A 12443-nucleotide genomic window follows, 5' to 3' on the forward strand; every position below is an offset into this window, starting at 1 on the left:
ATTTTGAAGCCCTGCCTTCAAGTCGAACGATGTTTCGGATGACGGGCAAGCCTGGCTTGCCCGTCATGGACTGTAGCTACTATCGGATTTCTCGGCTTGTTGCGCTACTCATGCGCGCAGCCGCGCGTGCAGTTTCGTCGACGCCGATTCGGCGACCGCTGCCATGATGGCATCGACCGCTTCGTCCTGCAGCGTCGATTGAGTATCTTGCAAGCTAAAGCGGAAAGCAAGACTTTTTTCATCCGTCTCCAGGCCCTTGCCGCGATATTCATCAAACAAAACAACGGCTTGCACGATCTTGCCTGCAGGATTGGCGGCGATCTCGGCATTGAACGCATCGATCACGCGCTGGGCCGGAACGTCTTGCTTGACCACCAGCGCCAGGTCGCGCGTGGCGCCCGGGAACTTCGAGATCTCGGTGTAACGCGGGACCACGCGCTCGCACAGGGCGTCGGCATCGACTTCGAACAGTACCGGCGCTTGCGGCAGGTCATATTTCTGCAGCCAGCGCGGATGCAGCTCGCCGACCAGGCCGATCTGCTTGCCGTCCAGCTCGACCGTGGCGCAGCGGCCCGGGTGCAGCGCCGGGTGCTCGGCCTTGGCGAAGCGCAGCTGGCGCGGAGCGAACAGCGCTTCCAGGTCGGCCTTCACGTCGAAGAAATCGACGGCGCGGGTCGGCATGCCCCACTGCTCGTCCGCGGCGGGACCGTAGGCGATCGCGGCCACGCGCTTGGGCTGATCAAAGCCGGCCACCGCCAGCGGACCATCCTGGACCTCGCCATTGCGCTTGAACACGGCGCCGACTTCGAAGGCGCGCACGCGGCCCGCCTTGCGGTTGATATTGTAGCGCACATTGGCGACCAGGCTGCCGATCAGGCTCGAACGCATCACGGAGAGCTGGCTGGCGATCGGGTTCTGCAGGCGGATCGGCTCGGGATTGCCGGCGAAATCGGCCTCCCAGGCGCTCTCGACGAAGCTCATATTGACCACTTCCTGGTAACCCAGGTCGGCCAGCTGATGGCGGATTGCGAACAGCGAACGGGTGTTTTCCGGCGCGATCAGCATGGCGCTCGGCGCCACCGGCGGATTGGCTGGAATGTTCTCGAAGCCATACACACGCGCCACTTCCTCGATCAGGTCTTCCTCGATCTCGATGTCGAAGCGGTACGACGGCGCCGTCACCAGGAACGTGCCCTCGCCGCGCGTGAACTCCAGCCCCAGGCGGGTGAAGATGTCGGCGATCAACTCGTCGCTCAGGGGCACGCCGATGACCTTCTGCGCGCGCGCCGTGCGCAGCAGCACCGGCTGGCGCTGCGGCAGATTCACGATCTGGTCGTCGACCGGGCCGACTTTGGTCTCGCCGGTGCCGCAGATCTCGACGATCAGCGCGGTGATGCGCTCGATATGGTCGGGAATGGTCGCATAGTCGACGCCGCGCTCGAAGCGGTGCGCCGCATCGGTCGAGAAGTTATAACGGCGGGCACGGCCCTGGATCGCGTTCGGCCACCAGAACGCCGCTTCCAGGTAGATGTCGGTCGTGTCCAGCGAGACGGCGGTGGAATCGCCGCCCATGATGCCGGCCAGCGACTCGATCTCCTTGTCGTCGGCGATCACGCCGACCCATTCGTCGAGCTCGACGGTATTGCCGTTCAGCAGCTTGAGCGACTCGCCCTTCTTGCCCCAGCGAACGTCGAGCGAACCGTGGATCTTGGCCAGGTCGAACACGTGCGACGGACGGCCGACTTCGAGCATCACATAGTTGGAGATGTCGACCAGGGCCGACACCGAGCGCTGGCCGCTGCGTTCCAGGCGGCGCTTCATCCATTCCGGGGTGGCCGCGCGCGCGTTCAGGCCGCGGATCACGCGGCCGGCGAAACGGCCGCACAGGTCTGGCGCCGACACCTTGACCGGCAGGATTTCGTCGCTGCTCACCGGCACGGCGCGCGTCGGCGCCAGGCTCAGGGGCGAGCCGGTCAGGGCCGACACTTCACGCGCCACGCCCAGCACCGACAGGCAGTCGGCCTTGTTCGGGGTCAGCTTGATGGTGAACTTGAGGTCGTTCAGGCCCAGGTAGTCGCGGATGTTCTGGCCGACCGGGGCGTCTTCCGGCAGTTCCATCAGGCCGCTGCTCTCTTCCGAGATGCCCAGCTCCTTGCTTGAACACATCATGCCCTGCGACTCGACGCCGCGCAACTTGCCGGTCTTGATCTCGAACGGCTTGCCGTCGGCGCCCGGCGGCAGCAGCGCGCCGGACTTGGCGCAGATCGCCTTCATGCCGGCGCGCACGTTCGGCGCGCCGCACACGATATTCAGCAGCGTGCCAGTACCGGCATCGACCTGGCACACGTTCAGGCGGTCGGCGTTCGGGTGCTTCACCACTTCCTTGACTTCGGCCACCACCACGTTCGAGAACGGCGGCGCGACCGCCTCGACCTCTTCCACTTCGAGGCCGGACATGGTCAGCAGATGGGACAGCTCATCCGAACTCATCTTCGGATCGACGATGGAACGGAGCCAGTTTTCCGAGAATTGCATATTCTTTCTACCTCAGCTTCGCAAATTAATTGAACTGCTTCAGGAAACGCAGATCGCCTTCATAGAACAGGCGCAGGTCGTTGATTCCATAACGCAGCATCGTCAGGCGCTCGAGGCCGGAGCCGAACGCGAAGCCGATGAATTTTTCCGGATCCAGTCCGAAATTGCGCACGACGGTCGGGTGCACCTGGCCGGCGCCCGACACTTCCAGCCAGCGGCCCTTGAGCGGACCGGAACCGAAGGCGATATCGATCTCGGCCGACGGCTCGGTAAACGGGAAGTATGACGGACGGAAGCGCACTTGCAGGTCGTCGGTCTCGAAGAACGCCTTGACGAAGTTCAGGTACACGCCCTTGAGGTCGGCAAAACTGATGTCCTCGCCGATCCACAGGCCTTCGACCTGGTGGAACATCGGCGAGTGGGTGGCGTCGCTGTCGACGCGGTAGGTGCGGCCCGGCGCGATCACCTTGATCGGTGGCGTATGGGTGCGCGCGTAGCGCACCTGCATCGGGCTGGTGTGGGTGCGCAGCAGCAGCGGCTTGCCGCTGCTGTCGTTGCCCTCGATATAGAAGGTGTCCTGCATCGAACGCGCCGGATGGTTCTCGGGGCTGTTCAGTGCGGTGAAGTTGGTCCAGTCGGTCTCGATCTCGGGACCGTCGGCGACGTCGAAGCCGATCGAGCGGAAGATCTGCTCCACACGCTCCCAGGTGCGCATCACCGGGTGGATGCCGCCCTTCGAGCGGCCGCGGCCCGGCAGGGTGACGTCGATGCTCTCGGCGGACAGGCGCAGCATCAGCTGCGCTTCGGCGAGCGCCTCGCGGCGCGCGGTCAAGGCCTGTTCGATTTGTTCTTTGGCGGCATTGATCAGGGCGCCCTGCGCCTTGCGCTGTTCAGGGTCGAGCTTGCCGAGGCCCTTCATGAGGTCGGTCACCTGGCCGGTCTTGCCCAGGTACTTGGCTTTCGCATTTTCGAGCGCGGCGGCATCCAGGCTGGCCGCGAAGTCGGACCTAGCCGCGACGACGAGTTCTTCCAGGTTCATGCTTGTTCTTTTCCTGTTTTTCGTTGGCGGGAGACGCCAGAATCAAAAACGGGGCACAGGTGTGACCCTTGCCCCGCTTCTAGTGCGCCGCGCTATTGCTAACGCGGCACTGACTTGCTAGCAGACTGCTTGAATTAAGCGGCCAGCTTGGCCTTGACGGCGCTGACGATCGCGGCGAATGCCGGCTTGTCATGCACAGCCATGTCGGCCAGGACTTTACGGTCCAGTTCAATCGCGGACTTCTTCAGGCCGTTCATGAAGGCGCTGTAGGTCATGCCGTGCGAACGCGAAGCCGCGTTGATACGGGTGATCCACAGTGCGCGGAAGACGCGCTTCTTGTTGCGGCGATCGCGGTAGGCATACTGGCCAGCGCGCATGACTGCTTGCTTGGCAATACGGTATACCTTGCTGCGGCGGCCACGGTAGCCTTTGGCAAGTTCAAGAACTTTCTTGTGACGGGCACGTGCAGTAACCCCACGTTTTACTCGAGGCATATTAGCTCCTTAGTGTGAGATTAAACAGCAGATGGCATCATGCGGTAGACGCTGGTCACGTCCGACGCATTGATGTTACGGGTGCCGCGCAGCTGGCGCTTGTTCTTGGTGGTCTTCTTGGTCAGGATGTGACGCTTGAAGGCCATGCCCGACTTGACGGTACCGCCCGGACGCACGCGAAAACGTTTCTTCGCGGAGCTCTTGGTTTTCATTTTTGGCATAGTCATCTGCCCTTGCGGACAGCCTCATATGGGACAGGATTGCAGGTGGCAGCAACGCTGCTCTTGGATGCCTACTTTCACTTGTCTTGCAGCAGAAGCGAGTCTGCTACAACCTGTTTCTAAAAACAGGAATCGCAGATTGTAGCACAGGTTTTGGGGGAATAGCATGGCCCCCGGCAACTCATCCGGCAATCCGCACACCCGCCCGCGCGACACGGACGTGTGAAAGCCGGGCCGCGGCGCCGGCTTTCGCCAGCACCACGGACCCGGCCGTGTATCTACCTCGCGCGAAGAATTACTTCTTCTTTTTCGGCGCGACCACCATGATCATCTGGCGACCTTCGAGCTTCGGGAACTGCTCGACCTGGCCATACGGCTCCAGGTCGCCGCGCAGGCGCTCGAGCATGCGCAGGCCGATGTCCTGGTGCGCCATCTCGCGGCCACGGAAGCGCAAGGTGATCTTGGTCTTGTCGCCTTCTTCCAGGAACTTGATGAGGTTGCGCAGCTTGATGCTGTAGTCGCCTTCATCGGTGCCCGGACGGAACTTGATTTCCTTGACCTGAATGATCTTCTGCTTGAGCTTGGCTTCGTGGGCCTTCTTCTGCTCCGAATACTTGAACTTGCCGTAGTCCATCAGGCGGCAAACCGGAGGGACCGCATTTGGCGCGATCTCAACCAGGTCGACGTTCTTTTCTTCGGCCAGACGGAACGCTTCGGCCAGGGTCACGATGCCCAGCGGCTCGTTGTCCACACCGTTCAAACGCATTTCCGGATGGGTGATCTCGCCATTGATGCGATTCTGCTTGTCAGTAGCTATGTCTTTTCCTTTGAATGTATTGGTATTGGCCGGGATTATTTCGTCTTGGCGGCAACTTCGCCTACCAGACGCTCCACGAGCGCGTCGACGGACATCACGCCCAGATCGACATTGCCGCGGGCACGCACGGCCACAGTGTTCGCGTCCTTTTCCTTATCCCCGACAACGAGGATATACGGCAGTTTTTGGACGGAATGTTCACGTATTTTATAGGTGATCTTCTCGTTCCGCAAATCAGCGTGAACGCGCAGGCCCGCCTGGCGCAGCTTTTGCTCAACTTCCTTGACGTAGTCAGCCTGTGCGTCGGAGATATTGAGCACCGCTACTTGCACCGGCGCAAGCCACAGCGGCAGCGCGCCGGCATAGTTCTCGATCAGGATACCGATGAAGCGCTCCATCGAGCCCACGATCGCGCGGTGCAGCATCACCGGCACCTTGCGGGTATTGTCTTCCGCGACATACTCGGAACCGAGGCGGCCCGGCATCGAGAAGTCGACCTGCATCGTGCCGACCTGCCATGGACGGCCGAGGCTATCCTTCAGGTGGTACTCGATCTTCGGGCCATAGAAGGCGCCCTCGCCCGGCAGCTCGGTCCATTCCACGCCACAGGCGCGCAGCGCCGAACGCAGCGCCTCTTCGGCCTGGTCCCAGACTTCGTCGGAGCCGATGCGGCCCTCCGGACGCAGCGCCAGCTTGACGTCGATGTTGGCGAAGCCGAAATCGTCGTACACCGCCATCGCCTGCGAGTGGAAGGCGGTCACTTCGGCCTCGATCTGCTCTTCGGTGCAGAAAATGTGGCCGTCGTCCTGGGTGAAGCCGCGCACGCGCATCAGGCCGTGCAGCGCGCCCGAGGATTCGTTGCGGTGGCACTGGCCGAATTCGCCGAAGCGCAGCGGCAGGTCGCGGTAGGAGCGCAGGCCCGAGTTATAGATCTGCACGTGGCCCGGGCAGTTCATCGGCTTGAGGGCGTACGAGCGGTTTTCCGACTCGGTGGTGAACATATTGTCACGGTAGTTTTCCCAGTGACCGGTCTTTTCCCACAGGGTGCGGTCGAGGATCTGCGGCGCCTTGACTTCGCTGTAGCCGCTGGCCTGGTACTTGTGGCGCATGTACTGCTCCACCTGTTGCCAGACGGTCCAGCCCTTCGGGTGCCAGAACACCAGGCCCGGCGCTTCTTCCTGGAAGTGGAACAGGTCCAATGCCTTGCCGAGCTTGCGGTGGTCGCGCTTTTCCGCTTCTTCGAGCATGTGCAGGTACTGCTCCTGGTCTTCCTTCTTGGTCCAGGCGGTGCCATACACGCGCTGCAGCATCTCGTTCTTCGAGTCGCCGCGCCAGTAGGCGCCGGCCAGCTTCATCAGCTTGAAGACCTTCAGCTTGCCGGTCGACGGCACGTGCGGGCCGCGGCACAGGTCGGTGAAGCCGCCTTCGCTGTACAGCGACACGTCTTCATTGGCGGGGATCGAGGCGATGATCTCGGCCTTATAGGCTTCGCCGATCGACTTGAAATAGGCCACGGCTTCGTCGCGCGGCAGCACCTTGCGGGTGACCGGCTCGTCCTTCTTGGCCAGCTCGACCATTTTCTTTTCGATGGCGGCCAGGTCGTCCGGGGTGAATGGACGCTTGTACGAGAAATCGTAGTAGAAGCCATTCTCGATGACCGGGCCGATGGTGACCTGGGCTTCCGGGAACAATTCCTTGACCGCATAGGCCAGCAGGTGGGCGGTCGAGTGACGGATCACGTCCAGGCCTTCCGGGTCGCGGTCGGTCACGATCGCCAGATCCGCATCACTCTCGATCAAGTGCGAGGTATCGACCACCTTGCCGTTGACCTTGCCGGCCAGGGCGGCCTTGGCCAGGCTCGGGGCAATACTCTGTGCTACCTGGGCCACCGTCACGGGGCCGTCGAATTGACGGCTGGAGCCATCGGGAAGTCGAACGTTCAGCATGCTGTTCTCCAATTGGCGCACGCGCCGGTGAAAATAAACAAAAAGACAATGAAAATTTAAAAGACGAAAAAAAAACGCGGCACTAGCCGCGTTTTTCCGTTGTGTTGAGCAAAAGCACACCCCTTCGCGTCTAGCGATTCCCCCACAACCAGGTTGTAGTTCGCGGTGTCATAACCGTCGGTGCCTTTCTCGCTCTTACTCAACGAAACCCAAACAAGCTACTGCGCGTTCGCATTTCCGGTTTGCGATGCTCGCCGTACTAAAGTACGGCTGCGCTTCTCAACCAGAACTGCTTCCGCTCGCTACGCTTCTTTGAATTTCTGTGTTCTGGTGGGCGGTGCAGAATTCGAATCTGCGACCCCTTGGATGTCGACCAAGTATTCTAACCAGCTGAACTAACCGCCCGATGCCGCCATTATAAGGACCGCATGGCGGAACCGCAACCCTCGCACGGAAATAGTTGCCGCAGGGCCCGCCCCTGCCCTCTGGCGTATGCTTTACACTTGCGGTCAGCCACCATATTTACTTCGCAAGCGATGACCTACAAGCCGCTCGACCCTTCGCACCTGCACGCCCACCTGGACGGCGACGCCAGCCATTCGCACTCGATCGAGGCGCGCAGCCAGAAGGCGCTGGCGGTGGCGCTCGGCCTGACCCTGCTGTTCGCCGTGATCGAAGTGATCACCGGCTTCCTGTCCAACTCGCTGGCCCTGATCTCGGATGCCGGTCACATGGTGACCGATGCCGCCGCCCTCGGCCTGGCCCTGCTGGCCCAGCTGATCGCCAAGCGTCCGCCGTCGGCCCGCCACTCCTTCGGCTTCGTGCGCGCCGAGGCGCTGGCCGCCTTCGTCAACTGCCTGGCGATGCTGGGCCTGGTGGCCTGGATCGGTTACGAGGCGGTGCAGCGCCTGATCCATCCCGAGCATGTACAAGGCGGCATCGTGCTGGTGGTCGCGGCCCTGGGCGCGTCGATCAATCTGCTGGTGGCATGGATTCTTTCGCGCAATAACGACAGCATCAATACCCGCGCCGCCCTGGTCAATGTCATGGGCGACCTGCTCGGCTCGCTGGCCGCGATCGCCTCCGGCGCCATCATCTACATCACCGGCTGGGTGCAGGCCGACCCGATCCTGTCGATCTTCGTCGCCCTCCTGATCCTGCGCTCGACCAGCGGCATCCTGCGCGAGTCGTACCACTTCCTGATGGAAGGCGTGCCGCACGCGATCGACTACGTGCAGGTCGGCGCCGACATGGCCGCCGTCGACGGCGTGCTGGCCGTGCATGATATGCATGTGTGGGACATGTCGCCAGGCCACCCCGCCCTGATCGGCCACATCGAGATCCGCAGCCTGGAAGAATGGCCGCCGGTGCTGGAAGCGGTGCGCGCCATGCTGCGCGAACGGCACGGCATCGATCACGTGACCCTGCAGCCCGAGGCCGCGGGCGGCAAATCGCTCTGAGGGCGCGCCTGTAAGCCGATGCCGACCCGGCGTTGAGGCACGCGCCGATAGCCTGCCGGCGAGCGGCTCGGGATAATCGGCCGCATGGAACTGAAAACCAATGTATTCGACACGCTCATCGTCGGCGGCGGGCCCGGCGGCCTGACCGCCGCCATCTACCTGCACCGCTTCACCCGCAACGTCGCCCTGGTCGACAAGGGCAATAGCCGGCTGGGCTGGATTCCCGTCTCGCACAACTATCCGGGCTTTCCGGACGGAATCAACGGCAAGCAGTTGCTGGACCAGCTCCGTTGCCAGCTCGGCAATTACGGCGGCCATGTGATTCCGGGCGAAATCACGAACCTGCGCATCGAGGACGGGCTGTTCGAGGCCGACTGCTGCAGTCCCGAGGGAGATTTGACGACCCTGCGCGCCCATACGGTGCTGCTGGCCACCGGCGTGGCCGACGCCGGCATGCCGGTCGAGCGCTGGGAAGAAGCGGTGGCCGCCGGCGCCGTGCGCCTGTGCCCGGTGTGCGACGGCTTCGACGTGATCGACAAGCGCATCGCGGTGGCCACCTCCGAGGTCAATCCGGTCGGCCATGCGCTGTTCATGCGCAGCTTCAGCACCGAGGTGCTGCTGTTCGAGCGGACCGAGGAATCGGCGGTCGACGCCGACGAAAAACGCCAGCTGGAAGCGGCGAACGTGCGGCACATCACCTCGCCGCTGGCCGGCGTGACCCTGACCGACGAGCTGCGACCGGTGCTGCACACGCGCGACGGCCAGGACTATGCATGCGATGTGTTCTATCCCATGCTCGGGGAAAGCGCACGTTCGGGACTGGCTGCGGCGCTTGGCGCCGAGACCGTCGAGTGCGACAAGCTGCTGGTGGATGACCATTGCCGCACCTCGGTGCCGGGCCTGTTCGCCATCGGCGACGTCACCCGCGGACTGAACCAGATCGCGGTGGCCGCGGGCCAGGCTGCGATTGCAGCCACGACCATCCACAATACGCTCCCGTGGGCGCTGCGCGCCCGACCGTAACTGACTGTCGATAAAACTTACAACAGAATAACTTAAGTTTTAGATACTGAACAAAATCAAGTGATTGCAGATAGGCATGGGAATTGCATGGCGATACCCATCGTCCGAATCATCATCGATTGATGGCGGCGCGACCGATCAACGTTGCCAGCGACCCCGATGCTGAATATCCTGACGTTCTCTACTCTGTACCCGAATGCCGTGGAGCCGCACCACGGCATTTTCACCGAGACCAGCCTGCGCCAGCAGTTGCGCCTTCACCCCATGCGCGCGGTGGTGGTCGCGCCGGTGCCGTGGTTCCCGTCGACCGCGGGCCTCTTCGGGCGCTATGCCCGCTATGCGCGGGTACCGCTCGAGGAAGTCCGTAACGGCGTGCACGTGCTGCATCCACGCTACGCGAATGTGCCCCGGATCGGCATGTACATGACGCCCTGGACGCTGTATCACGCCGCACGCCGGGCCATCGATGGCCTGCTCGCGCAGGGCGGCGATTTCGACGTGATCGACGCTCACTACTTTTATCCCGATGGCGTGGCTGCAGCCATGCTGGGGCGCCATTATGGCAAGCCGGTCGTCATCAGCGCCCTCGGCAGCGACATCACGCAGCTGCCGGGCCACGCCTGGCCACGCCGCCTGATCCGCCAGGCCGCGCATGCCGCGTACGCAATGATCAGCGTGTGCGAGGCGCTGCGCCAGGACATGATCCGCCTCGGCCTGCCAGGAGAACGCATCCATGCGCTGCGCAACGGCGTCGATCTCGATCTGTTCTATCCGGAACCCTATGCGCGATCACGTGCGACGCTGGGCGTCGAGGGCTTTACCCTGCTCTCGGTCGGTCACCTGATCGAACGCAAGGGTCACGACAAGGTCATCGCCGCGCTGCCGGAACTGCCCGGCGTGCGCCTGATGATCGTTGGCGCCGGCCCGGAACGCGGCGAGCTCATGGCCCTGTGCCACGAACTCGGCGTGCACGAGCGCGTTCGCTTCCTCGGCCTCCTCACACAGGACCAACTGCGCACCTGCTACAGCGCCGCCGACGCGCTGGTGCTGGCTTCGAACCGCGAAGGCTGGGCCAACGTGCTGCTCGAGGCGATGGCCTGCGGTGCGCCGGCCCTGGCCAGCGACGTGGGCGGCACCGCCGAAGTGGTGCGCTGCCATGCGGCCGGGTTGCTGCTGCGCGCCAATTCGGCGGCAGGCGTGGCCGACGCCGTGCGGCGCCTGCGCGCCGACATGCCCGCGCGCGAAGCCACCTGCGCGCATGCGCGCCTGCACTCCTGGCATGCGACCACGCATGCCCAATTCAACCTGTTCTCCAACGCCGCCGGATTCTCCATCGACCATGCTCTCCACCGACCAGCTGCTTGACCTGACGCTCCAGTACAATACACAAGGATTCGTTCACCTGAAACAGTTGCTGCCGCAGGCGGTGCGGGACGCCGCGCGCAGCGCCTTCGATGCCGCCGCCGCCCGTCACGCGCAGGCGACGGACCAGGCGCGCGCCAGCGGCAAGCGCTTCCACGACCTGCCTGCCATCCTCGACGCCGACCCGGTATTCGTCGACCTCGTCGACCTGCCGCAGCTGCTCCCGCTGCTGCGGGCGACGGTGGGCGAGGATATCGCGTTGCAGGAGACCAGTGCGCGCCTGTTCTTTCCCGGCCCGACCTTCACCAGCCCCTACCACTCCGACATCGCGCGCGTCTCGGGCGTCAATCCCGCCCACGCGCCGGGCTTCCTGGCCAAAGCCCATTTTTACCTGGAAGACCTGGCGCCGAACCAGGGCTGCCTGTCATTCATCCCCGGCAGCCAGCACCTGCCGCCACTGCACGTGAATCCGCATCGACCGACGCTGGCCGGGTCCGGCGCCACGGTGCGCATCGTGCCGCGCGCCGGTGACGTCGTGCTGTTCAACACCCACGTGCTGCACATGGCCGAAGCCAACGAAACCGATCGCGTGCGTAAATCGCTCATTTACACCTACGGGCACTTCTGGATGAAAGCCTTCCGCAGCGCGGCGCCGTCCGATCTGGGGCGTTTCGATAACGACCCGCAACGCCAGCAATTGTTCGGGGTCGAGCTGCCGGGCGTCAGCCATTTCGGCCGCCGCCTGGACCTCCTGGCGCCCGCCGGCACAGCGAATCGCTTGCGCCGCTTGTCGGAGAAACTGGTGCATCGCCTGCTGCCGATGGACACCCTGCCTCCGCGAGCCTGAATCGAGACCGCCATCGGCACGCCCGACGGCGTTCCCATCGTCGCTTTGGCCTTCTCGACAATTCACTCAAGCCCCGGGCGTGCCCTCGTCGATGCGCGCACGCGCCAGTTTCCAGTCCAGGTCCTGCAGGATTTGCATGAGGCTGCGCGCAGTCACCTTCGGCAGCGCCGAGTCCGGCGCGGCACGCGCCGAGCGACCTCCCGGGTCGGTCAAATCCCTGTATTTCACCTCTCCCGGAATCGCCTTCAGGATGTCGGCGATGCGGGCGTCGGCCAAGGCCAGCCCCTCGCCATCATTGGTCAGTTGCGCGCCGTAGGCTTCCCGCTCGAGGTGGGTGACGCCGGAGTCGTAGATCGTCGCCAACGTCTTGCCGCCCAAGGTGATCTGGGCATGGATCTTGTCGGGATGCAGGTCGGCGTAACGGCGCCCTGCTTCCAGGCGCGCGGCCATCTGCTCATCGTGCAGCCTGGCCTCGGCGACCAGTTCGTCGGGCATCTTGTAGACCACGTCAGGGTTCTTCTTGGCCAGCTCGCCGAAGGAAGTGATCGTGCCTTGCACGCGGTAGGGACTGGCGAAGTCGATGCGGGACATGGCGCTGCTCCATGGTAGATTTGTACACGGTTGGCTTCATCGGACTGCACGGCCAGTCTACAAGCGCCAAGCCGCGGTCAAATGACCGATTAACCAAGGTTTACAACC

Annotated in this window: 11 protein-coding genes and 1 tRNA gene; 4 read left to right on the top strand and 8 right to left on the bottom strand. The window is 63.4% G+C overall.

All coding sequences use genetic code 11. The features are described from left to right. Positions 1–108 precede the first annotated feature (108 nt). The 7 genes from pheT to ABIB42_RS02110 all read right to left on the bottom strand — a co-directional run bounded on the left by pheT (position 109) and on the right by ABIB42_RS02110 (position 7457). A complete protein-coding gene (gene pheT / locus ABIB42_RS02080; RefSeq protein WP_312485253.1) occupies positions 109–2535 on the bottom strand; it encodes a phenylalanine--tRNA ligase subunit beta in 2427 nt (808 codons plus the stop codon). Between the two features lie 25 nt (positions 2536–2560). Beyond that, on the bottom strand, positions 2561–3574 hold the full coding sequence (gene pheS / locus ABIB42_RS02085) for a phenylalanine--tRNA ligase subunit alpha (protein ID WP_273028135.1): 1014 nt from the start codon (positions 3572–3574) through the stop codon (positions 2561–2563). Between the two features lie 134 nt (positions 3575–3708). Further along, positions 3709–4068 carry a 50S ribosomal protein L20 gene (rplT, locus tag ABIB42_RS02090; protein WP_005667421.1) on the bottom strand — a complete coding sequence of 120 codons (360 nt, stop codon included), beginning with the start codon at positions 4066–4068 and terminating at the stop codon, positions 3709–3711. 20 nt (positions 4069–4088) lie between these two features. Then, positions 4089–4289 (bottom strand): 50S ribosomal protein L35, encoded by a 201-nt coding sequence (rpmI, locus tag ABIB42_RS02095; RefSeq protein WP_005667419.1) that lies wholly within the window; start codon positions 4287–4289, stop codon positions 4089–4091. A gap of 295 nt (positions 4290–4584) precedes the next feature. Beyond that, the gene (gene infC / locus ABIB42_RS02100; RefSeq protein ID WP_267871919.1) at positions 4585–5142 is read right to left on the bottom strand and encodes a translation initiation factor IF-3; all 558 of its coding nucleotides are present in this window, start codon (positions 5140–5142) and stop codon (positions 4585–4587) included. Continuing rightward, entirely contained in the window at positions 5142–7052 is a 1911-nt protein-coding gene (gene thrS, locus ABIB42_RS02105) for a threonine--tRNA ligase (protein ID WP_005667417.1), read from the bottom strand. The genes infC and thrS overlap by 1 nt, the downstream gene beginning before the upstream one ends. Before the next feature lie 328 nt (positions 7053–7380). Then, a tRNA-Val gene (locus tag ABIB42_RS02110) sits at positions 7381–7457 on the bottom strand. Positions 7458–7588: 131 nt separating this feature from the next. Between ABIB42_RS02110 and ABIB42_RS02115 the strand changes: the two genes are divergently transcribed. The 4 genes from ABIB42_RS02115 to ABIB42_RS02130 all read left to right on the top strand — a co-directional run bounded on the left by ABIB42_RS02115 (position 7589) and on the right by ABIB42_RS02130 (position 11744). Next, on the top strand, positions 7589–8512 hold the full coding sequence (locus ABIB42_RS02115; RefSeq protein ID WP_005667415.1) for a cation diffusion facilitator family transporter: 924 nt from the start codon (positions 7589–7591) through the stop codon (positions 8510–8512). Positions 8513–8596: 84 nt separating this feature from the next. Beyond that, positions 8597–9535: an NAD(P)/FAD-dependent oxidoreductase gene (locus tag ABIB42_RS02120; protein ID WP_005667414.1), complete on the top strand. Its 939-nt coding sequence runs from the start codon at positions 8597–8599 to the stop codon at positions 9533–9535. Between the two features lie 159 nt (positions 9536–9694). Further along, on the top strand, positions 9695–10900 hold the full coding sequence (locus ABIB42_RS02125; RefSeq protein ID WP_005667413.1) for a glycosyltransferase: 1206 nt from the start codon (positions 9695–9697) through the stop codon (positions 10898–10900). After that, complete coding sequence (locus ABIB42_RS02130) at positions 10875–11744, top strand: phytanoyl-CoA dioxygenase family protein (RefSeq protein ID WP_005667411.1); 870 nt, start codon at positions 10875–10877, stop codon at positions 11742–11744. The genes ABIB42_RS02125 and ABIB42_RS02130 overlap by 26 nt, the downstream gene beginning before the upstream one ends. Positions 11745–11810: 66 nt before the next feature. Here ABIB42_RS02130 and ABIB42_RS02135 read toward each other — a convergent pair whose 3' ends face one another. Then, positions 11811–12335 (bottom strand): hypothetical protein, encoded by a 525-nt coding sequence (locus ABIB42_RS02135; RefSeq protein ID WP_005667409.1) that lies wholly within the window; start codon positions 12333–12335, stop codon positions 11811–11813. Between the last annotated feature and the right edge of the window lie 108 nt (positions 12336–12443).

This window comes from Massilia sp. UYP32 (assembly GCF_050434365.1).
GTDB classification, from domain to species: domain Bacteria; phylum Pseudomonadota; class Gammaproteobacteria; order Burkholderiales; family Burkholderiaceae_D; genus Telluria; species Telluria timonae.